33 protein-coding genes and 1 riboswitch are annotated in these 25,941 nt (G+C 65.0%); of the genes, 18 read left to right on the plus strand and 15 right to left on the minus strand.

The window, feature by feature from the left end:
* Window positions 1–10 precede the first annotated feature (10 nt).
* From GGD61_RS05865 to GGD61_RS05885, 5 genes are all read left to right on the plus strand, one after another.
* Window positions 11–457: a nuclear transport factor 2 family protein gene (locus tag GGD61_RS05865; RefSeq protein WP_026202000.1), complete on the plus strand. Its 447-nt coding sequence runs from the start codon at window positions 11–13 to the stop codon at window positions 455–457.
* Between the two features lie 232 nt (window positions 458–689).
* On the plus strand, window positions 690–1,130 hold the full coding sequence (locus GGD61_RS05870; protein ID WP_183230422.1) for a nuclear transport factor 2 family protein: 441 nt from the start codon (window positions 690–692) through the stop codon (window positions 1,128–1,130).
* Between the two features lie 272 nt (window positions 1,131–1,402).
* Complete coding sequence (locus GGD61_RS05875; protein WP_092255057.1) at window positions 1,403–2,320, plus strand: hypothetical protein; 918 nt, start codon at window positions 1,403–1,405, stop codon at window positions 2,318–2,320.
* A gap of 305 nt (window positions 2,321–2,625) precedes the next feature.
* Window positions 2,626–3,048 carry a hypothetical protein gene (locus GGD61_RS05880; RefSeq protein WP_092255060.1) on the plus strand — a complete coding sequence of 141 codons (423 nt, stop codon included), beginning with the start codon at window positions 2,626–2,628 and terminating at the stop codon, window positions 3,046–3,048.
* Between the two features lie 379 nt (window positions 3,049–3,427).
* Window positions 3,428–3,565, plus strand: coding sequence for a hypothetical protein (locus tag GGD61_RS05885; protein ID WP_177237058.1), 138 nt, complete (start codon window positions 3,428–3,430; stop codon window positions 3,563–3,565).
* Window positions 3,566–3,602: 37 nt separating this feature from the next.
* Here the strand turns inward: GGD61_RS05885 and GGD61_RS05890 are convergent, their stop codons facing one another.
* From GGD61_RS05890 to GGD61_RS05900, 3 genes are all read right to left on the minus strand, one after another.
* Window positions 3,603–3,749, minus strand: a complete 147-nt coding sequence (locus tag GGD61_RS05890) for a hypothetical protein (RefSeq protein WP_018318322.1) — start codon at window positions 3,747–3,749, stop codon at window positions 3,603–3,605.
* A 197-nt stretch (window positions 3,750–3,946) separates the two neighbouring features.
* The gene (locus GGD61_RS05895) at window positions 3,947–4,426 is read right to left on the minus strand and encodes a MaoC family dehydratase (RefSeq protein ID WP_092255062.1); all 480 of its coding nucleotides are present in this window, start codon (window positions 4,424–4,426) and stop codon (window positions 3,947–3,949) included.
* Window positions 4,426–4,878 (minus strand): MaoC family dehydratase, encoded by a 453-nt coding sequence (locus GGD61_RS05900; RefSeq protein ID WP_092255065.1) that lies wholly within the window; start codon window positions 4,876–4,878, stop codon window positions 4,426–4,428. Before GGD61_RS05900 ends, GGD61_RS05895 begins: the two co-directional genes overlap by 1 nt.
* A 167-nt stretch (window positions 4,879–5,045) precedes the next feature.
* On the opposite strand from GGD61_RS05900, the gene GGD61_RS05905 reads away from it, so the two are divergent.
* Window positions 5,046–5,342: a DUF4282 domain-containing protein gene (locus GGD61_RS05905; protein ID WP_018318325.1), complete on the plus strand. Its 297-nt coding sequence runs from the start codon at window positions 5,046–5,048 to the stop codon at window positions 5,340–5,342.
* Between the two features lie 123 nt (window positions 5,343–5,465).
* Here the strand turns inward: GGD61_RS05905 and ychF are convergent, their stop codons facing one another.
* The 4 genes from ychF to GGD61_RS05925 all read right to left on the minus strand — a co-directional run bounded on the left by ychF (window position 5,466) and on the right by GGD61_RS05925 (window position 8,503).
* Window positions 5,466–6,563, minus strand: coding sequence for a redox-regulated ATPase YchF (ychF, locus tag GGD61_RS05910; RefSeq protein WP_018318326.1), 1,098 nt, complete (start codon window positions 6,561–6,563; stop codon window positions 5,466–5,468).
* A 5-nt stretch (window positions 6,564–6,568) separates the two neighbouring features.
* Window positions 6,569–7,174, minus strand: a complete 606-nt coding sequence (gene pth / locus GGD61_RS05915; RefSeq protein ID WP_092255068.1) for an aminoacyl-tRNA hydrolase — start codon at window positions 7,172–7,174, stop codon at window positions 6,569–6,571.
* A 58-nt stretch (window positions 7,175–7,232) separates the two neighbouring features.
* Complete coding sequence (locus tag GGD61_RS05920; protein WP_018318328.1) at window positions 7,233–7,943, minus strand: 50S ribosomal protein L25/general stress protein Ctc; 711 nt, start codon at window positions 7,941–7,943, stop codon at window positions 7,233–7,235.
* Window positions 7,944–8,251: 308 nt separating this feature from the next.
* The gene (locus GGD61_RS05925; protein WP_011090176.1) at window positions 8,252–8,503 is read right to left on the minus strand and encodes an accessory factor UbiK family protein; all 252 of its coding nucleotides are present in this window, start codon (window positions 8,501–8,503) and stop codon (window positions 8,252–8,254) included.
* Window positions 8,504–8,669: 166 nt separating this feature from the next.
* On the opposite strand from GGD61_RS05925, the gene GGD61_RS05930 reads away from it, so the two are divergent.
* From GGD61_RS05930 to GGD61_RS05955, 6 genes are all read left to right on the plus strand, one after another.
* A complete protein-coding gene (locus tag GGD61_RS05930; RefSeq protein WP_092255905.1) occupies window positions 8,670–9,407 on the plus strand; it encodes a dienelactone hydrolase family protein in 738 nt (245 codons plus the stop codon).
* 8 nt (window positions 9,408–9,415) lie between these two features.
* On the plus strand, window positions 9,416–10,261 hold the full coding sequence (gene lgt, locus GGD61_RS05935; protein ID WP_092255070.1) for a prolipoprotein diacylglyceryl transferase: 846 nt from the start codon (window positions 9,416–9,418) through the stop codon (window positions 10,259–10,261).
* 20 nt (window positions 10,262–10,281) lie between these two features.
* On the plus strand, window positions 10,282–11,400 hold the full coding sequence (locus GGD61_RS05940; protein ID WP_018318332.1) for a class I SAM-dependent methyltransferase: 1,119 nt from the start codon (window positions 10,282–10,284) through the stop codon (window positions 11,398–11,400).
* Window positions 11,397–12,164, plus strand: a complete 768-nt coding sequence (pgeF, locus tag GGD61_RS05945) for a peptidoglycan editing factor PgeF (RefSeq protein ID WP_092255073.1) — start codon at window positions 11,397–11,399, stop codon at window positions 12,162–12,164. Before GGD61_RS05940 ends, pgeF begins: the two co-directional genes overlap by 4 nt.
* Window positions 12,165–12,277: 113 nt before the next feature.
* Entirely contained in the window at window positions 12,278–12,892 is a 615-nt protein-coding gene (locus tag GGD61_RS05950) for a hypothetical protein (protein ID WP_092255076.1), read from the plus strand.
* A gap of 192 nt (window positions 12,893–13,084) precedes the next feature.
* Window positions 13,085–14,038 (plus strand): ribose-phosphate pyrophosphokinase, encoded by a 954-nt coding sequence (locus GGD61_RS05955; protein ID WP_026202002.1) that lies wholly within the window; start codon window positions 13,085–13,087, stop codon window positions 14,036–14,038.
* A gap of 120 nt (window positions 14,039–14,158) precedes the next feature.
* Here the strand turns inward: GGD61_RS05955 and GGD61_RS05960 are convergent, their stop codons facing one another.
* Window positions 14,159–14,719, minus strand: a complete 561-nt coding sequence (locus GGD61_RS05960; RefSeq protein WP_018318336.1) for a 6,7-dimethyl-8-ribityllumazine synthase — start codon at window positions 14,717–14,719, stop codon at window positions 14,159–14,161.
* A gap of 75 nt (window positions 14,720–14,794) precedes the next feature.
* Window positions 14,795–14,956, minus strand: a riboswitch (FMN riboswitch).
* Window positions 14,957–15,390: 434 nt separating this feature from the next.
* Here GGD61_RS05960 and GGD61_RS05965 point away from each other — a divergent pair.
* Both GGD61_RS05965 and proC read left to right on the plus strand, forming a co-directional pair.
* A complete protein-coding gene (locus GGD61_RS05965) occupies window positions 15,391–15,891 on the plus strand; it encodes a YbjN domain-containing protein (protein WP_026202003.1) in 501 nt (166 codons plus the stop codon).
* Between the two features lie 211 nt (window positions 15,892–16,102).
* Window positions 16,103–16,930 (plus strand): pyrroline-5-carboxylate reductase, encoded by an 828-nt coding sequence (proC, locus tag GGD61_RS05970; protein ID WP_244550643.1) that lies wholly within the window; start codon window positions 16,103–16,105, stop codon window positions 16,928–16,930.
* 95 nt (window positions 16,931–17,025) lie between these two features.
* On the opposite strand, the gene GGD61_RS05975 is transcribed toward proC, so the two are convergent.
* From GGD61_RS05975 to GGD61_RS05995, 5 genes are all read right to left on the minus strand, one after another.
* The gene (locus GGD61_RS05975) at window positions 17,026–17,430 is read right to left on the minus strand and encodes a thioesterase family protein (RefSeq protein WP_092255082.1); all 405 of its coding nucleotides are present in this window, start codon (window positions 17,428–17,430) and stop codon (window positions 17,026–17,028) included.
* Window positions 17,431–17,629: 199 nt separating this feature from the next.
* Window positions 17,630–17,896, minus strand: a complete 267-nt coding sequence (locus GGD61_RS05980; RefSeq protein ID WP_283806120.1) for a tautomerase family protein — start codon at window positions 17,894–17,896, stop codon at window positions 17,630–17,632.
* A 55-nt stretch (window positions 17,897–17,951) separates the two neighbouring features.
* Entirely contained in the window at window positions 17,952–19,472 is a 1,521-nt protein-coding gene (hisS, locus tag GGD61_RS05985) for a histidine--tRNA ligase (RefSeq protein ID WP_092255085.1), read from the minus strand.
* 166 nt (window positions 19,473–19,638) lie between these two features.
* The gene (locus GGD61_RS05990) at window positions 19,639–20,163 is read right to left on the minus strand and encodes a YegJ family protein (protein ID WP_092255088.1); all 525 of its coding nucleotides are present in this window, start codon (window positions 20,161–20,163) and stop codon (window positions 19,639–19,641) included.
* Between the two features lie 135 nt (window positions 20,164–20,298).
* Entirely contained in the window at window positions 20,299–21,381 is a 1,083-nt protein-coding gene (locus GGD61_RS05995; RefSeq protein ID WP_092255091.1) for a branched-chain amino acid aminotransferase, read from the minus strand.
* A 336-nt stretch (window positions 21,382–21,717) separates the two neighbouring features.
* On the opposite strand from GGD61_RS05995, the gene GGD61_RS06000 reads away from it, so the two are divergent.
* The 3 genes from GGD61_RS06000 to GGD61_RS06010 are packed head-to-tail and all read left to right on the plus strand — an operon-like array spanning window position 21,718 to window position 24,395.
* Window positions 21,718–22,260 carry a MarR family winged helix-turn-helix transcriptional regulator gene (locus tag GGD61_RS06000; RefSeq protein WP_028140157.1) on the plus strand — a complete coding sequence of 181 codons (543 nt, stop codon included), beginning with the start codon at window positions 21,718–21,720 and terminating at the stop codon, window positions 22,258–22,260.
* A complete protein-coding gene (locus GGD61_RS06005) occupies window positions 22,257–22,988 on the plus strand; it encodes a response regulator (RefSeq protein WP_018318345.1) in 732 nt (243 codons plus the stop codon). Before GGD61_RS06000 ends, GGD61_RS06005 begins: the two co-directional genes overlap by 4 nt.
* 18 nt (window positions 22,989–23,006) lie before the next feature.
* Window positions 23,007–24,395 carry an ATP-binding protein gene (locus GGD61_RS06010; protein ID WP_018318346.1) on the plus strand — a complete coding sequence of 463 codons (1,389 nt, stop codon included), beginning with the start codon at window positions 23,007–23,009 and terminating at the stop codon, window positions 24,393–24,395.
* Between the two features lie 11 nt (window positions 24,396–24,406).
* Here GGD61_RS06010 and GGD61_RS06015 read toward each other — a convergent pair whose 3' ends face one another.
* Window positions 24,407–24,937 (minus strand): DUF3617 family protein, encoded by a 531-nt coding sequence (locus GGD61_RS06015; protein ID WP_092255097.1) that lies wholly within the window; start codon window positions 24,935–24,937, stop codon window positions 24,407–24,409.
* Between the two features lie 45 nt (window positions 24,938–24,982).
* Window positions 24,983–25,282: a hypothetical protein gene (locus tag GGD61_RS06020; protein WP_038947472.1), complete on the minus strand. Its 300-nt coding sequence runs from the start codon at window positions 25,280–25,282 to the stop codon at window positions 24,983–24,985.
* Between the two features lie 184 nt (window positions 25,283–25,466).
* On the opposite strand from GGD61_RS06020, the gene GGD61_RS06025 reads away from it, so the two are divergent.
* The gene (locus GGD61_RS06025; protein WP_092255100.1) at window positions 25,467–25,928 is read left to right on the plus strand and encodes a hypothetical protein; all 462 of its coding nucleotides are present in this window, start codon (window positions 25,467–25,469) and stop codon (window positions 25,926–25,928) included.
* Window positions 25,929–25,941: the final 13 nt, after the last annotated feature.

Consider the following 25,941-nt stretch of genomic DNA (forward strand, 5'->3'; position numbering starts at 1 on the left):
GACGGGCGGAATGACTGTCGAGAAGCTCAATCGCCAGCGCGTGCTGCATCTGCTCGACGCCTTCGCGCGCGGCGACATCGAGGCCGCGCTGGCGTGCTGCACCGATGACGTCGACTTCCTCACCCATGCGCCGATCGACGTGCTGCCGCACATGGTGCCGCGCCACGGCAAGGCCGAGCTGCGCGAGCTGTGGCAGACGGTCTGGTCGCGCTATTCGGAGATCCGCTACAAGGCACCGCACATCCTGGCCGAGGGCGAGGCGGTCGCGACCTACATGCAGGCCTATTTCAGGAAGCGCAGCAACGACCGCATCGTGCAGTTCGACATGGCCGTGTTCTACACCTTCCGCGGCGGGCTGGTGGCCGAGATCCGCGAGATCATCGATTCCTACGATCTGGTGCAGCAGGTGCTGGAGCGCGAGATCGGGCCGCTGATCACGGGTGCACGGGTGGACTGAGCCTGCTCCCTCCCCTGGAACCCGTGCGCAAGCCGCCAGGACCCGGAAGATTACGGGGTTTTATTGCAGATCTCACATATCGCCATCAATTGTGCATTGCGAAAACGTGAATTGCGTTTTGGCCGAAATCGGGTATTTTATTCGTATACAAATGAGTTGAGCCCCACCGCCTGACTGCGCTGGGGTCGTTTTCCGTTTTTCTTTCGCAAAGCCAGCTTCAGGACTGCCCAAAATGACAGAGCACTGCCTCTGGCGTTTCTCGCGCGCGTTGCACCGCGCGATCAACGACCGGCATTTCGAGGACATCGAGGCCCTGATCGACGAGGAGGTCGAATGGGCGCTCTACGGCCCGATCGACATGTTTCCGTTCCTCGGCGCGCGCCAGGGCAAGGACGCCGTGCTCGACGTCATCCGCCAGCTCGCCGACAATTTCCAGGTCCGCCGCTTCGACCGCGAGAGCATCATGCTGGGCGTCGATTCCGCCGCCTTGATGATGCGCTATTCGCTGACGGCACTGGATTCCAACAAGCCGATCAGCTTGCGGGTCGCGCAGTTTGCCCAGTTCAGGGCGGGCAAGCTCACCAGCATGCGGGTCCTGATCGACACCTTCGACCTGGTCGAGCAGGCACTCGGCCGCGCCATTCATCTGCCGAAGATGACCAGCGTCGGCTGAGGGGGACGCCAACGGGCCCCGCTGTTCGGGACCGATGACAATGCCTGACGCGACGTCCTGGCCGCCAGCCCCGCCGGATGCCGTCGCATCGAGAGCTCGTCGTCGGGCGCGCGCCTTTCGCGCGGCCCGTTGGTTCGCGTCCCCCACGCGAGTTGCCACAATTTCGCAACGATAAATCCGCATTGATGCAAGCAGACCGAATGGCGCATGGTCATCACCAAGGACCGCCTTATATTGGCGGACAACATGCGCTGGGGTTTGCGGGCAGGACGATGGAATTCTCGACAGGTTTCGGCTGGACCAGGCTGCCGGTGCTGGCGGCCGCGTTCATCTTGGGCTCAGTGCTGACGGTTTCGGCGCAGATCATTCCGCCCTTCTCCCCACCCGCGGCCGCGCCAGACGAGGCCGAGACCGAGACGGCAGAGACCCCCGACGTCAACGACCCCGACGTGCTCAAAGGCATCGACGTCGACAAGCTCGACTGGAGCCAGCTCGCGGTCGATGCCGGCACTGGCATTGACCCCATCGCCGCCAAGAAGCGCGCCAAGGCCGCCGCAAAGGACGGCCTGGACTGGTCGTCGAATGCCAATGCGAACGGCTCCTCGGCGGTGACGGTGAAGCAATCCGTGTTCTCGTTCTGGGATACCCGGATCGGCGCCGACATGACGGTGACCAGCGAGCCGCGGACGATGTCCGAGCTGCTGGCGCAAAAGGCCACCAATGGCGGCAACCTGCCGCAATCCTCCGGCAGCGCCTGGGCGACGGCAACCGCGCCCGGCGCTGGAGTGATCTGGGACAAGACCGCGGTGGAAGCCCGCGTCGATCCCGGCTCGGAACAGAGCAAGCTCGGGGCCTCGCTGACCAAATCGGTGCCGCTGTCCAGCGATACCTCGCTGACGCTGCAGAACGGCTACAGCGTCAACCAGCAGGGCACGAGTGCGGTCCCCGGCATCGGCGGCCACATCACTCGCAATTACGAGACCGACCAGTCGGCCAAGGTCACCCTCACCGACACCGGCACCAGCATCACCGCCGGCCAGTCGCTGTCGACCACCGACGACAAATGGCTGCGCAAGGTCGGCGCCGAGCAGAAACTGTTCGACAATGTCACCGTCTCCGGCTCGGTCGGCGAGACCTCGCAGGGCGCGATCAACAAGAGCCTGACGGCGGGTTTCAAGAAGAGCTGGTAGGCCGAGCCTCCACTCTTTCTCCTCATCCTGAGGGCGCTCCGAAGGAGCGCGTCTCGAAGGATCGAGGCCCTGCATGGTTCGAGACGCGCTTCGCGCTCCTCACCAGGAGGAGCTGGAACGGTGGCCGCCGCAGCGACGTTCACACTCTCCTAACCATACGCCACGGCAAAACCCCCGAATGGTCCGCCCTTGCCGCATCTCGGCCCATTTGCGGCCCAATTCCGGCGCCCTGATGCGGGCTGCCTCACAGACGTCGTCGTGCGGGGGACACTCGCGCTGCGCTCAACGCGAACAGGGGAATAACGATGAACGCCATGCGTCCAGAAAAGACCGAAGCCGCCGAGACCGAGACGGTCGACACCAACCTCGCTGCAGTCACGGAAGTCGAAGCCGGCATCCGCGACTTCGTCCGCAACGACATTGCCTATCTGCGCCGTCCGGCGGCGGCGACCACCGACGCGCCCCCGCTCGATCCGAGCGCGGACGCCACCGTCACCAACGTCAACTCGCTGATCCAGCGCGTCGCCGGCACCTCGCTCGCCGAGATCGAGAATCTGATCTCGGAGCTCGAGAGCCTGCGTGACCTGCTGCATGCCGAGGGCCAGCGCGTCCAGCGCGAGATCTCCGGCTACGCCCAGCTCAGCCAGGCCGCGATGAAGTCGACCCGGATGATCGCCGACAACGTCGCGCAGTGGAAGCGCGCCGCCGACGGCCTGCGCAACAGCTAAGCACTGACATCACGCATCACCGGCTGCCGCGTTCCGCAAGGAGCGCGGCAGTTTTGATTCGGGATGTCGCCCCGGCGTAGCGGGTCCGGACGCTATCTCGTCAAAACAGGTGTCATCACCCGCGAAAGCGGGTGATCCAGTATTCCAGAGACGCCAGTGATTGAACCGAGACGCCGCGGTGTACTGGATGCCCGGATCAAGCCCGGTCAAGCCGGGGCATGACGGCGGTGGGTGTGGCTGCGAAAAAGGCCGCGTAAGACGGTGGACGCACGTTCACACCGTCACCGTAGCTATGCGGTGCGCTATTGAACCCGCCGCGCCTTCCCGACGACCAATGCCAAGCGCCCGCTTCTCTTGCGGCCGGGCCGGGGGACATCTCATGGAAAGCATTCGGCCCGACAACACGGACCCGATATCGCTGCGGCCCGCGCCCAGTCAGCTCGGCACGATCATGCTGCGGTTCGTCGGATTGCTGGTGGCTGCGATCGCGGTGCTGGCGTTCGTCTATAGCCGCTGAGGGGGCCGCTTTCCGGCCCCGAGAGCTTAACAGATTCTTACCGGCTCGCGTCGACGGCCGAGGCTTCCAGGGTGTAGGCGCCATCGGCATAGCCCTTCACCACCATGCCGGCGACCAGCATCACGGCCAGCGTCGCGGTAGCGAAGATAAATCCAACAAACTTGAGTGCGCCGCGATCAGCCATGGTCCTCGTCCCCTGTCTCTGCCCAATTCGTTTCAATTAGACAGCGACAGGTTCATAATTAGTTAGCAACTCACTGGTTCCACCAAACTGCTTCGCGGTAACCATGTTGCGCAGGCTTATGGCAGCCGCCCGGAATCGCGTCCATAGCGCGCGGGCAACACTTGCGCACTCATTTGCCCGTTCATCTTGGAACAGATCTAACCGCTCTTCCGCATCGGCACGAAGGCGCTGGCGGTGATGGAATAGACGTCCTCGCCGCGCTGGTTAGTGCCGGTGGTGCGGGCGGTCAGGATGCCCCAGCCGGGGCGCGAGGCCGAGGTGCGCTTGTCGGTGACCACGTTGACGTAAGCGACGGTATCGCCGGCAAGCACCGGCCTGATCCAGCGCAGGTCGCGAAAGCCCGGCGAAGGCCCCCACACCGCGACCTCCTCGCCGCGCGCTACGGCCTCGCGCGCCAGACGCTGGCCGTCAGCGACAAGCAAGCTCATGCAGGCCGAGCCGACATGCCAGCCCGAGGCGGCAAGCCCGCCGAACAGCGAGTTCTTGCCCTCCTCCTCGTCGAGATGAAAACGCTGCGGATCGAACTTCGCGGCGAAATTCTTGATGGCCTCGGCCGTGAACGTATAGGTGCCGATCTCGCGGCGCTGGCCGATCTCGATGTCGTCGAAGAACCGCATCAGACCGCCCCCTCGCGCCGCTTGATCAGGATCGGCGAGGTCATCTCGCCCAGCGGCTCACCCTTGGCGTTGCGCACGGTGCATTTGAATTTGACGATGCCGAGTTCGGGCCGGCTCTTGGAGGGGCGCGCCTCCAACACGTCGACGTCGAGCATGAGATCGTCGCCGGGCCGGAGCGGCGAGAGCCAGCGCACCTCGTCGACGCCGGGAGACCCCAGCGACGCGGCGCGGGTAATGAAGCCGTCGGCCATCATCCGCATCATCAGCGAGCAGAGATGCCAGCCCGAGCCGGACAGGCCACGCAGCATGCTCTTGTTGGCGGCCTCCTCGTCCAGATGCATCGGCTGCGGATCAAACTCGGCCGCGAAGGCCAGAATCTCGTCGCGGGTGACGTGGCGCGGGCCGAATGTTCCGAACCGGCCGGGCGGGAAATCTTCGAAGGTCAGGGTCATCTTGGGATTGGCTAGCGGAAATGACAGATTGTGGCCGCACTTTGCGGCAATCTCAACCCGCCGGCCCGCATGGCTCGTGCTACATACGGGGTGGTGGCGTTGGTCTTGAGTCGGATCAACCGAGGGCCAAGATCCATTTACCAAGGCCCGATGCCCTGGGGAGAGCAATGTTTTCATTCAGCGATCTGTTTCAGTGGGACCGCTTCATCACGCCGACGATCATCAAGACCTTCTACTGGCTGGTGATCGCGCTGATCTGCCTGTTCGGCCTCTCCGGCATCTTCTCCGGCCTGGCTGCGATGGCGATCAGTCCGTTCGGCGGCTTCCTGGTGCTGCTGTCGTCGATCGCGAGCGTCGTCGTCGGAATCGTGTTCTCGCGCATCGCCGCGGAGCTGATCCTGATCGTCTTCCGCATCAACGAGCATCTCGGCGCCATCCGCGACCAGGGCAGCGGGATGCGGTGAGCGTCACGCACAGGTGCCGTAGGGTGGGCAAAGGCGCAAAGCGCCGTGCCCACGATCATTCCGCGATATGAGAGATGGTGGGCACGCTTCGCTTTGCCCACCCTACGGCATCGATGTTGGTACTTAAGTATTGAACCTGAAATGCATCACGTCGCCGTCGGCGACGACGTATTCCTTGCCTTCGAGGCGGAGCTTGCCGGCATCGCGGGCGCCGGCTTCGCCGCCGAGCCCGACGTAGTCCTCATACGCAATCGTCTCGGCGCGGATGAAACCCTTCTCGAAATCGGTATGGATCACGCCCGCCGCGCCCGGCGCCTTGGTGCCGCGATAGATGGTCCAGGCGCGCGCTTCCTTCGGACCCACCGTGAAATAGGTGATGAGGTCGAGCAGCGTGTAGCCGGCGCGGATCAGGCGATCGAGGCCGGCCTCTTCGAGACCCAGCGTCTCCAGGAAGTCGGCGCGTTCCTCACGCGAAATGGTCGCGATCTCGGATTCGATCTTGGCGGAGATGACGACGGCAACCGCGCCTTCCTTGGCGGCCTGCTCCTGCACCGCCTGGGAGAACGAATTGCCCGTTGCGGCCGAGCCTTCCTCGACGTTGCAGACATAGAGCACGGGCTTGGACGACAGCAGGCCGAGCATGCCGAAGGCGCGTTCCTCCTCCGCCTTGCGCTCGACGAGGCGCGCGGGCTTGCCTTCACGCAGCAGCACCAGGGTGCGGTTGACGAGGTCGAGCTGCTCCTTGGCGTCCTTGTCGTTGCCCTTGGCCTTCTTGGTGAGGTTGTCGACGCGCTTCTCGAGGCTGTCGAGATCGGCGAGCATCAGCTCGGTCTCGATGGTCTCGATGTCGGCGAGCGGGGCGATCTTGCCCTCGACATGGGTGATGTCGGAATCTTCAAAGCAGCGCACGACATGCGCGATCGCATCGACCTCGCGGATGTTGGCGAGGAACTGGTTGCCGAGGCCTTCACCCTTGGAGGCGCCGCGGACGAGGCCGGCGATGTCGACGAAGGTCAGCCGGGTCGGGATGATCTGGCCGGACTTGGCGATCGCCGCGAGCTTGTCGAGCCTGGGATCGGGCACGGCGACCTCGCCGACATTCGGCTCGATGGTGCAGAACGGATAGTTCGCGGCCTGCGCCGCGGCCGTCTCGGTCAGCGCGTTGAACAAGGTCGACTTGCCGACATTGGGCAATCCGACGATTCCGCATTTAAATCCCACGAGCGTTATTCCTTGCCGTTCTCGTCCTTGGTCAAAAATCCCTTCGCCTGCATGGCGAGATGCACCCTGTTGGCGAAGGTCGCATCCGTGCCCTTGGCGACCAGGCCTGCGTGCTCGGCCACCGCCTCGCACAGCGTCGTCACCCAGTCGTTGTCGGCCTTGGCGAAGTCCGACAGCACGTGGCCGTGCACCAGTTCCTTGACGCCGGGATGACCGATGCCGAGCCGCACCCGGCGATAGTCGTTGCCGATATGCGCCGAGATCGAGCGCAGGCCGTTGTGGCCGGCGATGCCGCCGCCGATCTTCACCCGCACCTTGCCCGGCGGCAGCTCGAGCTCATCGTGGAACGCGGTGACGTCGCCGGGAGCGATCTTGAAGAAGCTTGCGGCTTCCTGCACGGCGCGGCCGGAATCGTTCATGTAAGTCGTCGGCTTGAGCAGGATCACGCGCTCGGTACCGAGCGTGCCTTCCGAGGTCTCGCCCTGAAAACGACGGCGCCATGGTGCGAAACCATGACGCCGCGCGATCTCGTCGACGGCCATGAAGCCGATATTGTGCCGGTTACGTGCGTATTTTGCGCCGGGATTGCCGAGCCCAACAAAGAGTCGCATGACGCGGCGCGCCCCTCGCTCGGCGCGCGATCAGAGACCGCGCGCCAGCTTTGAGAGATTACTTCTTCTTGTCGCCGCCGGCGGGAGCCTTGGCAGCCGCGGCAGGAGCAGCAGCGGCCGGAGCCGCAGCGCCAGCCGCCGGAGCAGCCGCAGCAGCGCCAGGAGCTGCAGCCGCAGCGGCGGCCTTCTGCTCTTCGGCGTAGCCGGACGGCGGCACGATGGTGACGAGGGTCGCGTCCTCGCGGGTCAGCGCCTTCACGCCGTTCGGCAGCTTGACGTCCGACAGATGCAAGGAGTGACCGATTTCGAGCGAGCCGACATCGGCCTCGATGTACTGCGGAATGCTCTCGACGCCGCATTCGAGCTCGATCGCGTGGGCGACGATGTTGACGGTGCCGCCGCGCTTCACGCCCGGGGACGTTTCCGCCTTCACGACATGCAGCGGCACGCTGATGCGGATGGTGGCGCCTTCGCCGAGCCGCATGAAGTCGACATGGATCGGGAAGTCCTTGACCGGATCGAGATGGTAGTCGCGCGGAATCACGCGGTGCTTCTTGCCCTCAAGATCGATGTCGACCAGCGTGGTCAGGAACCGGCCGGCGAGGATGCGCTGGCGCAGTTCGCGATCTTCGATCGAGATCGTGACGGGGGGCTGGTTGTTGCCATAGATCACTCCGGGCACGCGCCCGGCGCGACGCTCAGCCCGGGCGGCCCCCTTGCCGCTCTTCGGACGTGCGGTCGCCTTCAATTCCTTGACGGTCGTCGCCATGTCGTTAAGTCCTTGTTTTTGCAAAAGTTAATGGGCCGCAGCGCGGCCCATGGCATCGTTCGCAGCAAGCCTCCAGGGGTGCGGGGGCCACGAACTGGCGGGCTTTTACCCGGAAGATGCGGAAATGACAAGGAGAATGGGCGGCACCCTCACCTGGAGGGGGAGGGTCGGCTCACATTGAGCGCAGCGAAATGTGAGACGGGGTGGGGTGATCTCTCCCCACGGGCACTTTCGACGCGGAGAGACCGTCACCCCGCCCCGCTCGCGCTACGCGAGATCCACCCTCCAGGGGAGGGTAAGAAGGGCGCCTACCCGCCGAGCTTGGCCTCCAGCGCCGTGATGCGCGCCTTCAGCGCCTCGTTCTCCTCGCGGGCGAGGCGGGCCATGTCCTTGACCGCCTCGAACTCCTCGCGCTTGACCAGATCCATGTCGCGCAGGAATTTTTCGGCCTGGGTGCGCATCACGGTGTCGAACTCGCGCTTGACGCCCTGGGCGGCACCGGCGGCATCGTTCATCAGGCGGCCGATCTCGTCGAAAAACCGGTTGTTGGTCTGGGTCATTTCGGCCTCCTGGCAGCTCCGATAAACTTTGCGCGAACGCTCCAAAACACAATGGCAATCCGATTGGGCCGGTTCAAGGCCCGATCGGAGGTATCCTTGTCATGCCCCGGTTTCCTTGCAATCGTATTCAACGTCCCTGCATAAGAAGAATCACAAGGCGCATGAGATGATCGACCAGCAGATCGCGATCCCCACCAGGGACGGCCACACCGCAACCTTCATCAGCCATCCCGAGCGCGGCGGGCCGTTTCCGGTCATCCTGTTCTACATGGATGCGCCCGCGATCCGCGAAGAGCTGCGCGACATGGCGCGCCGGCTCGCGACCTCAGGCTATTACGTGATGCTGCCGAACCTCTATTACCGCTCCGGCGTGATGGAGCTCGGCGCGCTGCCGGCCGACCCGAACGCGCCGGAGCGCAAGCGCATGTTCCAGCTGATGGGCTCGCTCACCATCCCCATGATCATGGACGACACCAGAGCGCTGCTCGCCTATGCCGAGGGCCAGGCGGCCGCGAACACCAAGCTGGTCGGCACCGTCGGCTATTGCATGAGCGGCCGCTACGCCATCAACGCCGCCACGCATTTCCCCGACAGCGTCAAGGCGGCCGCCTCGATCTATGGCGTGCAGCTGGCAACGGATCAGGACGACAGCCCGCATCTGGCCGCGGCTAAGACCAAGGCCGAGCTCTACTTCGCCTGCGCCGAGACCGACGTCTACGCGCCGCCGGAGATTATCGAGAAGGTCAAAGAAGGCATGAAAGCTGCGAAAGCCGAGGTCGAGATCTATCCCGGCACGCATCACGGCTTCGCCTTCCCCAAGCGCCCGGTCTATGACCGCGACGCCGCCGAGCGGCATTGGGAGCGCCTCTTGGCGCTCTATCGCCGCAATCTCGTCCAGAAATAGAAGGCGAGATGCAGCTTCTTCTCATCGACTTCCCCGCCTTCAAGCCGATCGCGCTGGAGATCGGGCCGTTCGCGATCCGCTGGTATGCGCTGGCCTATATCTGCGGCATCGTGTTCGGCTGGCTCTATGCGCGCTCGCTGCTGAAGAAGGAGCGCCTGTGGGGCGGCCCCGCGCCGATGTCGCTGCTGCAGATCGACGACTTCATCCTGTGGGTCACGCTCGGCATCATTCTCGGTGGCCGCACCGGCTACGTGCTGTTCTACAATCTGCCTTTCTTCATCGATCATCCCGCCGCGATCTTCCGGTTATGGGAGGGCGGCATGTCCTTCCATGGCGGCTTCCTCGGCTGCGTCGTCGCGGTGATGTTGTTCGCCTTTCGCAACGGCATCTCGATCCTGTCGCTCGGCGACATCACCACCGCGGTCGCGCCGGTCGGACTGCTGCTCGGGCGCATCGCCAACTTCATCAACGGCGAATTGTGGGGCCGCGCCACCGATCCGAGCCTGCCCTGGGCGATGATATTCCCCAACGATCCGACGCAACTGCCGCGTCATCCGAGCCAGCTCTACGAGGCCGGCATGGAAGGCATCCTGCTGTTCACGGTGCTCGCGGTGATGATCCGGCTCGGCGCGCTGAAACGGCCGGGCATGATCCTCGGCGCCTTCATCCTAATCTACGGTCTGACCCGGATTGCCGGCGAGCACTTCCGCGAACCGGACGCGCAGCTCGGTTTCCTCTGGGGCGGATTAACCATGGGCATGCTGCTGTCGATCCCGATGCTTATCGTCGGCGGCATACTTATTGTATTGGCAGTCAGGCGCGGTGCGCCGAAGCCCGCAGGGGCCGTTCGTTAATTCATTTCGAGAAGATAGCCGTGACCGAACAGCCGCTACTCAACGAGATCAAGGCGCTGATCAAATCCTCAGGTCCCATGCCGGTCTGGCGGTACATGGAACTGTGCCTGATGCATCCGCGCCATGGCTATTACGTCTCGCGCGATCCGCTCGGGCGTGAAGGCGACTTCACAACCTCACCCGAAGTCAGCCAGATGTTCGGCGAGCTCTTGGGACTATGGACCGCCTCGGTGTGGAAGCAAATGGGCTCGCCGCAATTCCTGCGGTTGATTGAGCTCGGCCCCGGCCGCGGCACCATGATGGCGGACGCGCTACGCGCCCTTCGCGTGCTGCCGCCGCTCTACCAGGCGCTTCATGTCCACATGGTCGAGGTCAATCCCGTCTTGCGCGAGCGGCAGAATGCGACGCTGTCGGGCGTGCGCAACATTGCCTGGCACGACAGCATCGACGACGTGCCTGAGGGACCGAGCATCATCCTCGCCAACGAATATTTCGACGTGCTGCCGGTCCACCAGATGGTCCGCCACGAGAACGGCTGGCACGAGCGCGTGATCGAGATCGATCCCAACGGCAAGCTTCAATTCGGCGCGGCGTCCGAGCCGACGCCGCGCTTCGACGTGCTCCTGCCGCCGCTCGTGCGCGCCGCACCCGTCGGCGCCGTGTTCGAATGGCGCCCCGACGGCGAGATCATGAAGCTCGCCACGCGCGTGCGCGACCAGGACGGCGCAGCGCTGATCATCGATTATGGCCATTTGCGCAGCGACGCCGGCGACACCTTCCAGGCGATTGCGCGCCACACCTTCGCCGATCCCTTGAAGGCGCCGGGCCAGGCCGACGTCACCGCTCATGTCGACTTCCAGGCGCTGGCGCGCGCGGCCGAGGACGTCGGCGCGCGCGTGCACGGGCCGGTGACGCAAGGGGACTTCCTCAAGCGGATCGGCATCGACACAAGGGCCGCCGCCTTGATGCAGAAGGCAACGCCGGAGGTCGCCACCGACATTTCGATCGCCCTCAAGCGGCTGACGGACACCGGGCGCAGCGGCATGGGCTCGATGTTCAAGGTGCTCGGCATCTCCGAGCCGCGGCTGACAGGCATTGCCGGCCTCAGCGATCTCGAACAGGCCGGAGAAGCCTCATGACGCTCGCTTCGTCGCTGCTGTCAGCCGTGCCCGGCCTGCGCCACTCGTTCTTCACCCGCGAAGGCGGCGTCTCCAGTGGCATCTACTCGGCGCTGAACGGCGGCCTCGGCTCCAACGACGATCAGGCCCTTGTCGCGGAAAACCGCCGCCGCATGGCCGAGCATGTCGGCGTCGCGCCGGCACGCTTCCTCAGCCTGCACCAGATCCATTCACCCGACGTGCTCGTCGCAGAAGCACCGTGGCCGAACGGGCCGCGGCCGAAGGGCGATGCGCTGGTGACGAACACGCCCGGCATCGCGCTCGGCGTCTCCACTGCCGATTGCGGGCCGGTGCTGTTCGTAGATCCCAACGCGCGCGTGATCGGCGGCGCGCATGCGGGGTGGAAGGGCGCGCTGACGGGCGTGCTGGAAGCGACGATTCTAGCGATGGAGAAACTCGGCGCGACGCGCAGTGGCATCATCGCCGCGATCGGCCCCTTGATCCGCCAGGACAGCTACGAGGTCGGCAACGAGTTCGTCGCGCGCTTCATCGAGGCCGATGCGGACAACGCGATCTTCTTCATACCCTCGGTGCGCGAGGGACACGCGATGTTCGATCTCGCCGGTTTCATTCGCAAGCGACTGGACGCCGCCGGCATCCTGATGATCGACGATCTCGGCGTCGACACCTACGCCGACGAGCGCTTCTTCAGCTATCGCCGCTCGGTGCATCGCAAGGAGCCGGATTACGGCCGCCACGTTCACGCAATCGCGCTCGAAGCGTGAACACAGCGGCAACGCCGTGTCATTCCGGGGCGCTGCCCTGATGCGATGACAGTGGTCTATGTCGCCTCCGCCCTAGACCTTAATCGATTTTAACGATATCGCTGCCCTCCATAATGAGGGACGCGTCATTCATCTTGGGCCGTGCGGGTGCGCGCGTGCTGGCGGTCATGCTGCTCGCGGCAGCGACTGCGCTTGGCGGCTGCGCCGGCGGCGGTGGGGCCGCCAACTCCTATGCAATGGCGCCGACCGCCGGCTCCGGGGCAACGGTCGCCTTCGAATCGATCGACGGGCCGCCGCCGCAGGTGTTCGACCGCATGGTCGGCGTGCTCGACAGCGAATCCAAGCTGCGCAGCCTGTCCGTCATCTCCCGCGAGGGGACCGCCGCCTACCGCGTGCGCAGCTATCTCTCCGCCCAGGTGGTGCGCGGCAAGACGGTGATCGCCTGGGTCTGGGACGTCTACGACGCCAACCAGCAGCGGGCGCTGCGCCTCTCCGGCGAGGAACCGACCTCGGCCAAAGGCGGCCGCGATCCGTGGGCAGCAGCCGACGACCTCGTGCTGCGGAAGATCGCCCAGGCCGGATTCAGCGGACTTTCCAACATGATCAACGGAACGCCGGATACCCCGGGCACGGCTCCTGGCCTGCGGGGCCCGGCGGTGGCGAGCGTGATCCCGCAGGCCCCGGTGGCAGAGATGCCGGCCACGGCACTCGGCTATGCCGAACGATAACCCCCGCTAAACCACGGCCTCGAGTTGCGGCCAAGCCGTTGGCCTGACTCAGGATTTTCGAAGGGAAAACGTAGCATCCCGGGTTGCCATTGCAGCCCCCGGCCTGATATTTCCTCGCCCGTTGTAACCGTGCTTCCAGTGGGATCTGAGATGTTGAACGTCGTATCCAGCAAAGCGCGGGAGGAAGCGTCTATGTCGGCCAAAAACGGCTCCATCAAGCTTGTCGCCGGCAACTCCAATCCGGCCCTCGCGCAGGCGATTGCGCAGGGCCTGGACCTGCCGCTGACCAAGGCGGTGGTGCGGCGCTTCGCCGACATGGAGATCTTCGTCGAGATCCAGGAGAACGTCCGCGGCTCGGATGCCTTCATCATCCAGTCGACCTCGTTCCCGGCGAACGACCATCTGATGGAGTTGCTGATCATCACCGACGCGCTGCGCCGCTCCTCGGCGCGCCGCATCACGGCGGTGCTGCCCTATTTCGGTTACGCCCGGCAGGACCGCAAGTCCGGCTCGCGCACGCCGATCTCGGCCAAGCTGGTCGCCAATTTGATCACGCAAGCCGGCGTCGACCGCGTCATGACGCTCGATCTGCACGCCGGCCAGATCCAGGGCTTCTTCGACATCCCGACCGACAATCTCTATGCCGCGCCACTGATGGTGCGCGACATCAAGGAGAGGTTCGACCTCTCCAAGACGATGGTGATCTCGCCCGACGTCGGCGGCGTGGCCCGCGCGCGCGGCCTTGCCAAGCGCATCAATACCCCGCTCGCGATCGTCGACAAGCGCCGCGAGAGGGCGGGCGAATCCGAGGTCATGAACGTGATCGGCGACGTCGCCGGCTACACCTGCATCCTGATCGACGACATCGTGGACTCCGGCGGCACGCTGGTGAACGCGGCCGACGCGCTGATCGCCAAGGGCGCCAAGGACGTCTACGCCTACATCACCCACGGCGTGCTCTCCGGCGGCGCGGCCGCCCGCATCGCGGGCTCGAGGCTGAAGGAGCTCGTGATCACCGACTCGATCCTGCCGACCGACGCGGTGACCAAGGCGCCGAACATCCGTACGCTGCCGATCGCCAGCCTGATCTCCGACGCGATCGCACGCACCGCCGCGGAAGAATCCGTGTCGAGCCTGTTCGACTAGTTTTTCCGATCCGAAAGTCTCGCGCAGGGTGGGCAAAGGCGCAAAGCGCCGTGCCCACCTTTTCTTTTGTGATGAAGGTGGTGGGCACGCTTTCGCTTTGCCCACCCTACGGCAGTCTGCCTACCCCACGATCCCCGCCGCGACCTGGCCGCGCAGGCGCTCCAGGCCGAGCAACGTCTCCGCACAGGCGGCCGCGACCTCGACGCCCTTGATCGCAAAATGCTTGCGGAAGAAGTCGTAGTGCACCTCGGTCTCGTGGAATTGCTGCGGCGTCAGCACCGCCGAGAACACGGGCACTTCGGTACGCAGCTGCACGTCCATCAAGGCCTTGATCACGGTATCGGCGACGAACTCGTGGCGATAGATGCCGCCATCGACGACGAGGCCGGCCGCGACGATGGCGGTGTAGCGCCGCGTCTTGGCGAGGACCTGCGCGTGCAGCGGGATCTCGAACGAGCCCGGCACCTCGAACACGTCGACATGGGTGAGATGGCGCGCCTCGGCCTCCTTGATGAAGGCGATGCGGGCCTCCTCGACCACGTCGCGGTGCCAGCAGGCCTGCACGAAGGCCACCCGCTGCGGCTTGGCAAAGCGCGGGTGGTCGGGCGCCGGGTCTTGTGGAACCGGCGGTTGGGTGGCTTCGGAAGTTTCGGTTTTGGGGTCTTGCAGCATCTGATTCATGGCTTTCCTTCTTAAGGACCAGAATCAGGGCACACGGAACGACAAACAGCCGCATCTTGCGATGCGTCTGCCTCCGACCGTTCTCTTTCATCCGGACTTTAACCGTCGGCTTCGGAGTTGCACCGAATCTGCTGACCCTTCCCCTCGGCAAGAAAGACCTAAGGGAAGGCGCTCGCGGGCTTAGGCCTTTCGGCCCTTACCGCCGGTGGGGACTTTCACCCCGCCCTGAGAACATCGGCCGTCCGGGATGAACGGCCTGGCTGGAAATATGCCGCCAGCCGGCGGCCGCAGCAAGCGTGTTCCGTATGGGCGGATCGCATGGTCCCATGTCATTCCCGCGGGAGCGGCCCTCGCGGGACGGAATTAACGAATGGCGCCCTCCCCCCGCGAATCCGATTCCGGTTTGTTCTCATCCATCCGGATCGAGGACTTCCCTCCGTTAAGAATTGTGGCGGAGATGAGCTGTGGACGAACGAGTCCTGGCTTGTGGACGGACTCGGGACCCCGTTGCGCAGATTCCGCAAATCACATCACTTGATCCGCGACAGGCCCGCGCTGATCCGAGGGATCGCAAGACTCCGAGGGGACGCCGTAGCGACGTTTAGGGAGCGCGCGCCGGGCCCAACCGCGTGCGTATCAAAGACAACAAGAAGGCAAGAGGTCGAGACGGCATGTCCCTGCTCGAAGGCACTATCGATTCCAAAAGCCATCCGCTCGCGGTGGTCGAGGATATCGCTGCCAGCAACAACTGGCCGTTCGAACGCTCCGGCGAGGACGAACTCACGATTGTCTCCAAGGGACAATGGACCGATTACCAGCTCTCCTTTACCTGGATGGGCGAGATCGAAGCGCTGCATCTGGCCTGTGCGTTCGACATGAAGATTCCGGTTGCGCGCCGCAGCGAGGTGCAGCGGCTCGTCGCCGCGGTCAACGAGCAGCTGTGGGTCGGTCATTTCGATTTGTGGACCAACACCGGCATGGTCATGCACCGCCAGGCCCTGGTGCTGCCCGGCGGCCTGACCGCATCGACCGCGCAATGCGAGGCCATGCTCGCCGGCGCCATCCATGCCTGCGAGCGCTATTTCCCGGCGTTCCAGTTCGTGGTGTGGGCTGGCAAGACCACGACCGAAGCGATGGACGCGGCGATGTTCGATACGGTGGGAGAGGCGTAGGACCTTAAGGAAGCCAACACTCCCTCCTCCTGTCGTCCCGGACAAGCGAAGCGCCGCTCCGGGAGCCATACCGCGTGATGCCTCTTGTGGCACGCGGCTTGTTGCCAACACCTTCATCCACTAGAACCGCCTGAGGTGGCGCGACGAGCGCAAGCGCTCGCGCGGGGGTCCCCGCGTTCGCAGGGACGACACCTTTCCTTGGGTGATCACAGTGGCTAACAACAGCACTCTTCAAAACATCACCGGCACCATCCTCCTCGCCGGCGCCGGCAAGATGGGCGGCACGATGCTGACCGGATGGCTGGCGGGCGGACTCGATCCGCGCCGCGTCGCGGTGATCGATCCGCATATCTCGCCGGAGATCACGGCACTTGCCGCCAGGGGCGTCGCGCTCAATCCCGACGTGAAGGCCGCGGGCACAGTCGAGACGCTGGTCGTCGCGGTGAAGCCGCAGATGTTCCGCGAGGCCGGCGCGAAGCTAAAAGCGTTCGTCTCGGACAAGACGTCGGTGGTCTCGATCATGGCGGGAACCACGATCACATCGCTCCAGGAGGTCTGCGGCGGCGCCGTGGTGCGCGCGATGCCGAACACGCCGGCCGCGATCGGCCGCGGCATCACGGTTGCGGTCGCCGCGAACAACGTCAGCGCCGCGCAGCGCGCGGTGGCCGATGCGCTGCTGCGTGCCACCGGCTCGGTCGAATGGGTCGATGACGAGAGCCTGATGGACGCGGTCACGGCCGTCTCCGGCTCCGGCCCGGCCTATGTGTTTCTGCTCGCTGAAGAGCTGGCCCGCGCCGGCGTCGAAGCCGGACTGCCTGAGGCGCTGGCAATTAGGCTCGCACGCGAGACCGTCGCCGGCTCCGGCGAATTGCTGCACCAGTCGGAGCTGCCGTCGAGCACGCTGCGCCAGAACGTCACCTCGCCCGGCGGCACCACGGCCGCCGCGCTCGGCGTGCTGACGGGCGAGCCGGGTCTGCGCGACCTGATGATCCGCGCGATCGCGGCGGCGACGAAGCGGTCGAAGGAATTGGCGAAGTAAGCAGGTGCCGTAGGGTGGGCAAAGGCGCAGGGCGCCGTGCCCACGATCTTTCAATTGTCTCTCCGGAAGCCGTGGGCACGCTTCGCTTTACCACCCTACGGCGTCGTGGCCGCGGCGAGCCGCCTGTTGAACATCTCGACATTGACGAGCCCGCGCGCGTGGCGGCCTTCGCCGAGCTTGCGCGTGCCCTCGAAGGCCTCGACCTCGAAGCGGATGACTCGGCGTTCGACGGCGACGACCTTCGCGGTGGTCCGCACCGTCGCGCCGACGAGGGCGGCTGCGAGATGGCGGATGTCGACCTCGGTGCCGACAGTGACCCAGCCGGGCTGAAGCGCAGCGCGGATCGCATCGCCCGCCGTCATCTCCATTTCCAGGATCATCATCGGCGTCGCGTAGACAAACGGCATGCCCGGCACGAAGTGCCCGACCGTGCGCTCGGCCGGGACCACCAGCGTGCGCTCGGCGCTCATGCCGACCTTGATGAAATCGCGTGCGTCCATGGGGGCCTCACACACGGTGTCGTCCTGGACAAGCGCGCCTTAAGCGCGCGCCGATCCCGGACCCATAACCACAGGACGTCGTGGTTTCGGGGACTCGGAGTTACCGCTTCACCGCATAACCACTCCCTGTGGTTATGGCTCCCGGATCTGCGCTGACGTTTGTCCGGGACGACAGCGGTGATTGACGCTACAGCGCTGGCTACTTCTTCGCCGCCGCCGCGCGCTCCACGAACGTCTTGCCGCCCTTCATCTTGTGGCGGAGCGGGGCTTCGTTGATCTGGATGACGACGGCATCGGCATCGACGCCGAGATTCTTCACCAACGCCTGGGTGATGTCGCGCATCATGCCGGCCTTTTGCTCGTCGGTGCGGCCTTCGGCCATGCTGACAGTGATCTCAGGCATCGTCTTCTCCCTGTTGCTGTCGTCATGGCCGGGCTTGTCCAGGCCATCCACGTGCTCATCCATCAAACAAGACGTGGATGCCCGGGACAAGCCCGGGCATGACGGCTTGGCGGAATGGCTATCCCCACTTTACGTCATGGCGGGCCAGGACCTCGCGCACCTTGGCGACGAGATCGGCTTCGCTGCACGAGAACTGCGCCGGCCGGCTCTCGCGCCATTCCTGGTTGGAGGCGATCGCAGCCGCCGCCTTGGCGCCTTCGATCAGATCCTTGATCTGCAGCTCGCCGCGCGCCTTTTCATCCGAGCCCTGGATGATCACGCACGGTGAATTGCGGCGGTCGGCATATTTGAGCTGATTGCCCATGTTCTTGGGATTGCCGAGATAGAGCTCGGCGCGGATGCCGGCGGTGCGCAAGCTTGCCACCATCTTCTGATAGTCGGCGACGCGGTCGCGGTCGAACACGGTGACGACGACGGGCCCGAATTCAGGCCGCGTGTCGAGCTTGCCGAGCAGCGTCAGCGCGGCCTGGAGCCGCGACACGCCGATCGAGAAGCCGGTGGCCGGCACCGGCTCGCCGCGGAAACGTGAGACGAGGCCATCGTAACGCCCGCCCCCGCCGACCGAGCCGAAGCGCACCGGGCGGCCCTTCTCGTCCTTGGTCTCGAGCAGCAGTTCGACCTCGTAGACGGGGCCGGTGTAATATTCGAGGCCGCGCACCACGGAGGGATCGATCTTGATGCGGTCGGCACCGTAGCCCGACGCAATCACCAGCTTGGCAATCTCCTCCAGCTCGCTCACGCCGGCCTGACCGACTGCGCTCTTGGCGAGGTAGGTCTCCGCCGCGGCAATGGCGTCTTTCCAATCGTCGCGCGGTTTGGTGATGGCGAGAACGACGTCAGCTTCGGCGTCGCTCAGATTGGCGCCCTTGGTGAAGTCGCCCTTGCCTTCTTCGCCGCCGTCCCATCGTCCGGGACCGAGCAGCTTGCGCACTTCGTCGGCGGAAAACTTGTCGAGCTTGTCGATGGCGCGCAGCACGGTCAGCCTACGGCCTGCGTTCTCGTCGCCACCGAGCCCGATGGCTTCCAGCACGCCATCGAGCACTTTGCGGTTGTTGACCTTCACGACATAGGAGCCGCGCGCGATGCCGAGCGCCTCCATCGTGTCCGCAGCCATCATGCAGATCTCGGCATCCGCCGCCGGCGTCGCCGAGCCGACCGTGTCGGCGTCGAACTGCATGAACTGCCGAAAGCGGCCCGGGCCGGGCTTTTCGTTGCGGAAGACATAGCCGACCCGGTAGCTGCGGTAGGGCAAAACCAGAGCGTCGCTGCCGTAGCGCTCGCCGACATAGCGGGCGAGCGGCGCCGTCAAATCGTAGCGCAGGCTGATCCACTGCTCGTCGTCGTCCTGGAACGAGAACACGCCCTCGTTCGGACGATCCTGGTCGGGCAGGAACTTGCCGAGCGCGTCGGTGTATTCCATCGCCGGCGTCTCCACGGGCTCGAACCCGTAGAGCTCGTAGACGGCGCGGATCTTCTCGACCATCTCGCGCGTCGCCCGGATCGCTGACGGATCGCGATCCTCGAGCCCGCGCGGCAGGCGCGCCTTCAGTTTCTGGGGTTTTTTGGGTTTCTCGGCCATGCGCGGCGTTTACCAGCCGGGGCGCGAGGCGGCAACCGGTGCTTAGGGAACGCCGTCATTCCGGGGCGATGCGCAAGCATCGAACCCGGAATCTCGAGATTCCCCGGTGCGCAATTGCGCACCTGAGGTCTGGTCGTTCGGACCGTTCCGGAATGACGGCCAACCTTTACGGCTGCTCCATCCGTGCCCTCAGAGCATCCGCGTCCGCCTTCGGCAGCGACTTCAGCGTCGGCTTGATGGTTTCGCCGCCGACGATCTTGCCGTTGCGCATGAACATCCAGTCCGAAATGTCGGCCTCGGTGAACTTGACCTCGTCGCCGGCCCGCTTGCCGGGCAGGTCACGCGGTTCGTTGGCGAACAGACCGGAATAGGTCCCGTCTGGCCGCTTCTTCACCTCGCCGATCCAGATGTGCTCACCGCCCTTGCGGGTCGAGAAGCGCACCTTCAGGGCGTGCCCGGCCTCCGACGGCTTTGGCGATTGATAGGAGGCCCAGAAAGTCGGCAGCGTGCCGCGGGCGCGCGCGATCGCGGCATTCATCTCGGGATCGCTGGTTCGCACATCGACGATCGGCGAGCGGTCTTGCGCGACCACCTCATGCATCGGGCCGATGGTCAGGATGCCGAAAACGGAGACGCCGGTGATTGCGGCGAGAACGACCCATTTCATGGGTTGGGAGAGTTTCGTTGCCATGGTCGCGATGTCCTGATGTCCAGATGTGTCCAGACTTTGTCGCATGTCGGCAACGGCACGTTCAGTGCACGAAAAACCACAAACGATGCGCGTTTCCCCTCTCCTCACGAAAGGAGAAACGCGCATCGCCGCATCTCAAAACACCTTGCGGATCCAGTTGTGCGGATCGTTGGTGCGGCCGTACTGGATGTCGACGAGCTGCTTGCGCAGGCCCATGGCGACGGGGCCGGCGGCGCCGCCCGAGATCTCGAAATCGCCGCTCACCGAGCGCACCTTGCCGATCGGCGAGATCACGGCCGCGGTACCGCAGGCAAACGCTTCCTTCAGCTTGCCGCTGACCGCATCCTTGCGCCACTGGTCGAGCGAATACGGCTCCTCGCGCACGGTTTTGCCGGCATCCTTGGCCAGCGCGATGATGGAATCGCGGGTGATGCCGGGCAGGATGGTGCCGAGCGGCGGCGTCGAGAGCGAGCCGTCGTCGAACACGAAGAACACGTTCATGCCGCCGAGCTCCTCGATATAGCGGCGCTCGATCGCGTCGAGGAAGACGACCTGATCGCAGCCATGCTGGATCGCTTCGGCCTGGGCGCGCAGGCTCGCGGCATAATTGCCGCCGCATTTGACCGCCCCGGTGCCGCCGACGGCAGCGCGCGTGTAATTCTCCGAGACCCAGATCGACACCGGCGCGGGACCGCCCTTGAAATAGGAGCCGACCGGCGAAGCGATGACGGCGAAGATATATTCGGACGACGGCTTGACGCCGAGGAAGGTCTCGCTCGCGATCATGAAGGGCCGCAGGTAAAGGCTGCCCTCGCCGCCCGGCATCCAGGCGCGGTCGATGCGCACGACCTGCTCGACCGCCTCGATGAAGACGTCCTCGGGCAGCTGCGCCATCGCCATGCGGTCGGCCGAGTCCTTGAAGCGCCGCGCATTGGCGTCGGGACGGAACAGGTTCACGCCGCCGTCGTCACGCTTGTAGGCCTTCAGACCCTCGAAAATTTCCTGGGCGTAGTGCAGCACCGCGCCGGCCGGATCGAGCTGGAAGTTGGCGCGTGCCTCGATCTTCGCCTCGTACCAGCCGCCCTTGGCCTGATTGTAGCGCACGATCGCCATGTGATCGGTGAAGACCCGTCCGAAGCCGGGATCCACCAGCTTGGCCACGCGGTCCTTCTCGGACGTCGGATTGGATGCGGGCTGGATGTCGAATTTCATGCTCATGTCCTTGCCTCCCGCTGCCGGTGGCGACGCCGTTCTGGCGCCGGCCTGCCCCTTTCGGGTCCGGCTGGCTTGATTGGTTTTAGGCCGGACCACCGCCAGCCTTGTTACGGCCGGTTTCCGTGGCCAGCATATCGCCGAGGACATGCTTTTGCGGAAGGCGGAAGTCCAGTATGTTTTGCCGAAACGCCGCTCGACAATCGCACGGTAGATCTGATCCGGCCGTCGTCGCCTGTCCGGCTCTCTCCAGCCGCCCTGCTTCGATGCCACCCGCGCGAAACGATCTAAAATTTCGTGCTGGTCGATCGTTTTGTAACATTGAACCCAAGATACGTCAATATGCCTGACATAAATTTCGCGACTTCCTCTCACGACGCCGCCGAGCCCAAGCCGGCCGCAGACGACGGAGGCAATTTGCGCTGGGATATCATCGAGCTACTGTTCTTCGCCTATCGCGACTTCGTCGGCGACCCCGACCAGGAGCTGGAGGCTTTTGGCTTCGGCCGGGCCCATCACCGGGTCATGCACTTCGTCTACCGCTATCCCGGTCTCAAGGTCGCCGATCTGCTCGACGTCCTGCGCATCACCAAGCAGTCGCTCGGCCGCGTGCTCAAGCAGCTGCTGGACGAGGGCTACATCGTGCAGAAGACCGGCGACAATGACCGCCGCCAGCGCCTGCTCTACGCGACGCCGAAGGGCGAGGCGCTGGTGCAGAAGCTCGCCGGTCTGCAGACCACGCGGATCACCAAGGCGCTCGCCGAAATGGGTCCGCAGGATGCCGAGACGGTCAAGCGCTTCCTGCGCGCGATGATCGATCGCGACGATCCGGACAAGGTGCTCGAGACGATCTTCGCTTCCGTCAACCACGACGCCAAGGAGTGACCGTGACGCTCGCTGCCACTCTCGCCCGCCCGCCGGCACGCCCGGCCGATGACGCGCCGCATCTGCTGCTCGTCGACGACGACCGCCGCATCCGCGATCTGCTCTCGCGCTTCCTCGCCGCCGAGGGCTACCGCGTCACCACCGCCGCGAGTGCCGGCGATGCACGCTCGAAACTGCAGGGCCTGCATTTCGACCTCTTGATCCTCGACGTCATGATGCCCGGCGAGACCGGCTTCGATCTGGCCCGCTTCATCCGGACATCCTCCTCGGTGCCGATCGTGATGCTGACGGCACGACACGAGGCGGAAGCGCGCATCGAGGGCCTGCAGATCGGCGCCGACGATTACGTGGCGAAACCGTTCGAGCCGCGCGAGCTGGCGCTGCGCATCAACAACATCCTCAAGCGCGCCGCTCCGCCGCCGCAAGCCACGGCGGTGGAGAAGATCGCGTTCGGTCCCTACGTCTATCATCTCGATCGCGGCGAGCTGCGCCAGGGCGAGGAGGTCATCCACCTCACCGACCGCGAGCGCGAGATGCTGCGCATTCTCTCGGAGACGCCGGGCGAGACCGTGCCGCGCAGCGCGCTGACCGGCAACGGCAGCGTCAACGAGCGCGCCGTCGACGTGCAGATCAACCGCCTCAGGCGCAAGATCGAGACCGACCCCGCCAATCCGCTGTTCCTCCAGGCGGTGCGCGGCATCGGCTACCGGCTGGTAGCCTCGCCATAAATCAGTGAAGCGCGAGCGATGAGCACGATCGATACCGGCCTGACGCTGCTCCGAAGCGCCGCCGGCCGCGTTTCCGCCGCCAATGGCTGGATGGGCAACGCGTTCAAGGGCTGGATGCCGACCGGCCTCTACGCCCGCGCGCTCCTCATCATGATCGTGCCGATGGTGGTGCTGCAATCGGTCGTCGCCTTCGTGTTCATGGAGCGGCACTGGAACACGGTGACGCGCCGACTGTCGGCCGCCGTGGTGCAGGACATCGCCGCGCTGATCGACGTCTACAAGGGTTATCCGCAAGATAAGGATCGCGACCAGATCCGCCGCATCGCGCAGCAGCGCCTCGGCCTCGTGGTCGACTTCCTGCCCGCCGGCGACATGCCGCCGCCGGGACCAAAGCCGTTCTTCTCGCTGCTCGACCAGACGCTGTCCGTGCAGCTCGGCCGCCAGATCGGGCGCTCGTTCTGGATCGACACGGTCGGCCGCTCCAATCTCGTCGAGATCCGCATCCAGCTCGACGACGCCGTGATGCGCGTGTTCGCGCAGCGCAGCGCCGCCTATGCCTCCAACTCGGAGATCTTCCTGTTCTGGATGGTCGGCACGTCGTCGATCCTGCTGATCGTCGCCGTGCTGTTCCTGCGCAACCAGATCAAGCCGATCCTGCGCCTCGCTGACGCTGCCGAAAGCTTCGGCAAGGGCCGCGAGGCGCCGAACTTCCGCCCAAGGGGCGCGCGCGAGGTGCGGCGCGCAGCGGTCGCCTTCCTCGAGATGAAATCGCGCATCGAGCGCACCATGGAGCAGCGCACCGCGATGCTCGCCGGCGTCAGTCACGATCTGCGCACCATCCTGACCCGCTTCAAGCTGGAGCTGGCGCTGATCGGCGACAGCCCCGAGCTCGAGGGCATGCGCAAGGACGTCGACGAAATGTCGATGATGCTGGAAGATTACCTCGCCTTCGCCCGCGGCGATTCCGGTGAGCAGTCGCAGCCGACCGACATGGCGCAGGCGCTCGAGGAGCTGCGCAGCGATGCCGAGCGCCACGGCCATACCGCGACCGTCGCCTTCCATGGCCTGCCCGTGGTGACGGTGAAGCCGGCCTCGTTCAAGCGCTGCCTCGCCAATCTCGTCACCAACGCGGCGCGCTACGGCAAGGCCATCGCCATCACCGGCCAGCGCGATCACCGTTATTTGACCGTGACGATCGACGACGACGGACCTGGCATACCCGCGCATTTGCGCGAAGAGGTGTTCAAGCCGTTCCTGCGGCTGGACAACGCCCGCAACCAGGATGAAGGCGGCACCGGCCTCGGCCTTGCCATCGCCCGCGACATCGCCCGCTCGCATGGCGGCGACATTACGCTTGGCGACAGCCCGATGGGGGGACTAAGGGCGAGCGTCAGGATACCGGTGTAGCCGCCGTAGCCCTACTTCGGCAGCAGCGCCTTCAGCTTGTCCATGTCGCGCACGTTCATCTTGAAGCCGCCGGGCATCACGATGTCGCCGGGCTTCTGGTCCGGCTTGCAGGACCCGAGCCATTTGGCTTGCAGCGTCATGGTGGTATCGCGCCCCGCAGCGCCGGCGACACCGCCTTGTGCGTGCGAGGAGGTCTTCACCGTATAGGCCGAGTTGAAATCGCCGGTGATCTCGGCATGCGAGGTCGTGCTGACGCCGGCGACGCTGCATTCGGAATCGCTGACATAGCCGGTCGCGGTCTTCTTGATCTCCTGCTTGGCGCAGATCTGCTTGGCCATCGGGGAGACGTTGTTGCTCATCTCCTTGTCGACGGTCTCGTCGGTGCAGTGCTGCATGGTCATCTCGGGCACGGGCGAGCCTGATGTGACCAGCTTCATCTCCCAAAGACCGGCCTTGCGCACCGGCAGGTCGTCGGCAAAGGCACCGCCTGCCGAAACCACGAGGCAAAGGGCCGAGCCGAGCAAAGCGAGTTTGCGCGTCATGTGAAAAGGCTCCCGGCTGAGAGAGTGCGGCGTTACGACAACGCCTCAATAGAGCGTGCGGATCGGCTGGTCGGCGGCGCCATAAGGCACCCAGCGGCAGGAGAACGAGATGTAACCGCCCTCATAGGCCTGCACCGCCAGGAATTTCACGACCTTGCCGTAGCGCGCGCAGTGATCTACCGCCGCCTGGCGCGCATCGACCTGGGTGGCCATTGAATAGGCGATGATGCCGCCGGTGTCATTGCCCTTGAACGGCGGCACATAGTCAGCGCGCGCCGACTGGCTCGCCATCATACCCGAGACAACCAGGCTGGCGAGAAGACCCGCGGCCGCAATGATTCGCATTCCCGTCACTCCAATTGGCTGGCGGGCAGTTTACGGTGCCGGGAGGGAAGTGGAAAGAACCCAAGCCTGCCAACCACGAAGTTGTGGTCAACTCCTGGCGAAGTGTTGCCGCGCTGCACTTGACCTCCCCCGGCCTTCGCGGCACCGTCCAACCTTCGCAAGACCTTAGCTGTCCGGATTGACCATGCGCGTTTCCTTCCTGAAATTGCTCCGCTATGCCGCCGTGCTCGGCCTCATGTTCGGAGCGATGTCGCTCGGTGAGGCCAGGGCCGCCAATCCGCTGGAGCTGAACTTCTGGCTGAGCGGCCCGCGCTATGACGGCGCCGTCGCCGATTGCGACCGGGCGCTGCCGACCATCGCCACCCAGTTCTGGGAAAAGGAAAGCACGTTCTGGAATTCCTCGTTGAGGATCACCAGCTTCGCCGCCGTTCGCGAGACCGCATTCCGGCCCTGGCAGTCCGACAATATTCCCCGCCGCTATTGCACCGGCGAGGCCATGCTCAATGACGGCAAGGTGCGCAAGGTGCACTTCTCGATCATCGAGGATGGCGGCTTCGCAGGCTATGGCAACGGCGTCGAGTGGTGCGTGGTCGGGCTCGACCGCAACTGGGCCTACAATCCGGCCTGCCGCGCCGCCAAGCCCTGATTGGGAAGCCCTG

The organism is Bradyrhizobium sp. SBR1B (assembly GCF_014198205.1).
Taxonomy (GTDB): domain Bacteria; phylum Pseudomonadota; class Alphaproteobacteria; order Rhizobiales; family Xanthobacteraceae; genus Bradyrhizobium.

Excerpts from the sequence above, each read along its gene's own strand:
- GGD61_RS05865 (WP_026202000.1), top strand. The coding sequence starts at position 11 with ATGACTGTCGAGAAGCTCAATCGCCAGCGCGTGCTGCATCTGCTCGAC.
- GGD61_RS05870 (WP_183230422.1), top strand. The coding sequence starts at position 690 with ATGACAGAGCACTGCCTCTGGCGTTTCTCGCGCGCGTTGCACCGCGCG.
- GGD61_RS05875 (WP_092255057.1), top strand. The coding sequence starts at position 1,403 with ATGGAATTCTCGACAGGTTTCGGCTGGACCAGGCTGCCGGTGCTGGCG.
- GGD61_RS05880 (WP_092255060.1), top strand. The coding sequence starts at position 2,626 with ATGAACGCCATGCGTCCAGAAAAGACCGAAGCCGCCGAGACCGAGACG.
- GGD61_RS05885 (WP_177237058.1), top strand. The coding sequence starts at position 3,428 with ATGGAAAGCATTCGGCCCGACAACACGGACCCGATATCGCTGCGGCCC.
- GGD61_RS05890 (WP_018318322.1), bottom strand. The coding sequence starts at position 3,749 with ATGGCTGATCGCGGCGCACTCAAGTTTGTTGGATTTATCTTCGCTACC.
- GGD61_RS05895 (WP_092255062.1), bottom strand. The coding sequence starts at position 4,426 with ATGCGGTTCTTCGACGACATCGAGATCGGCCAGCGCCGCGAGATCGGC.
- GGD61_RS05900 (WP_092255065.1), bottom strand. The coding sequence starts at position 4,878 with ATGACCCTGACCTTCGAAGATTTCCCGCCCGGCCGGTTCGGAACATTC.
- GGD61_RS05905 (WP_018318325.1), top strand. The coding sequence starts at position 5,046 with ATGTTTTCATTCAGCGATCTGTTTCAGTGGGACCGCTTCATCACGCCG.
- pth (WP_092255068.1), bottom strand. The coding sequence starts at position 7,174 with ATGCGACTCTTTGTTGGGCTCGGCAATCCCGGCGCAAAATACGCACGT.
- GGD61_RS05920 (WP_018318328.1), bottom strand. The coding sequence starts at position 7,943 with ATGGCGACGACCGTCAAGGAATTGAAGGCGACCGCACGTCCGAAGAGC.
- GGD61_RS05925 (WP_011090176.1), bottom strand. The coding sequence starts at position 8,503 with ATGACCCAGACCAACAACCGGTTTTTCGACGAGATCGGCCGCCTGATG.
- GGD61_RS05930 (WP_092255905.1), top strand. The coding sequence starts at position 8,670 with ATGATCGACCAGCAGATCGCGATCCCCACCAGGGACGGCCACACCGCA.
- lgt (WP_092255070.1), top strand. The coding sequence starts at position 9,416 with ATGCAGCTTCTTCTCATCGACTTCCCCGCCTTCAAGCCGATCGCGCTG.
- pgeF (WP_092255073.1), top strand. The coding sequence starts at position 11,397 with ATGACGCTCGCTTCGTCGCTGCTGTCAGCCGTGCCCGGCCTGCGCCAC.
- GGD61_RS05950 (WP_092255076.1), top strand. The coding sequence starts at position 12,278 with ATGAGGGACGCGTCATTCATCTTGGGCCGTGCGGGTGCGCGCGTGCTG.
- GGD61_RS05955 (WP_026202002.1), top strand. The coding sequence starts at position 13,085 with ATGTCGGCCAAAAACGGCTCCATCAAGCTTGTCGCCGGCAACTCCAAT.
- GGD61_RS05960 (WP_018318336.1), bottom strand. The coding sequence starts at position 14,719 with ATGAATCAGATGCTGCAAGACCCCAAAACCGAAACTTCCGAAGCCACC.
- GGD61_RS05965 (WP_026202003.1), top strand. The coding sequence starts at position 15,391 with ATGTCCCTGCTCGAAGGCACTATCGATTCCAAAAGCCATCCGCTCGCG.
- GGD61_RS05975 (WP_092255082.1), bottom strand. The coding sequence starts at position 17,430 with ATGGACGCACGCGATTTCATCAAGGTCGGCATGAGCGCCGAGCGCACG.
- GGD61_RS05980 (WP_283806120.1), bottom strand. The coding sequence starts at position 17,896 with ATGGATGAGCACGTGGATGGCCTGGACAAGCCCGGCCATGACGACAGC.
- hisS (WP_092255085.1), bottom strand. The coding sequence starts at position 19,472 with ATGGCCGAGAAACCCAAAAAACCCCAGAAACTGAAGGCGCGCCTGCCG.
- GGD61_RS05990 (WP_092255088.1), bottom strand. The coding sequence starts at position 20,163 with ATGGCAACGAAACTCTCCCAACCCATGAAATGGGTCGTTCTCGCCGCA.
- GGD61_RS05995 (WP_092255091.1), bottom strand. The coding sequence starts at position 21,381 with ATGAGCATGAAATTCGACATCCAGCCCGCATCCAATCCGACGTCCGAG.
- GGD61_RS06000 (WP_028140157.1), top strand. The coding sequence starts at position 21,718 with ATGCCTGACATAAATTTCGCGACTTCCTCTCACGACGCCGCCGAGCCC.
- GGD61_RS06010 (WP_018318346.1), top strand. The coding sequence starts at position 23,007 with ATGAGCACGATCGATACCGGCCTGACGCTGCTCCGAAGCGCCGCCGGC.
- GGD61_RS06015 (WP_092255097.1), bottom strand. The coding sequence starts at position 24,937 with ATGACGCGCAAACTCGCTTTGCTCGGCTCGGCCCTTTGCCTCGTGGTT.
- GGD61_RS06020 (WP_038947472.1), bottom strand. The coding sequence starts at position 25,282 with ATGCGAATCATTGCGGCCGCGGGTCTTCTCGCCAGCCTGGTTGTCTCG.
- GGD61_RS06025 (WP_092255100.1), top strand. The coding sequence starts at position 25,467 with ATGCGCGTTTCCTTCCTGAAATTGCTCCGCTATGCCGCCGTGCTCGGC.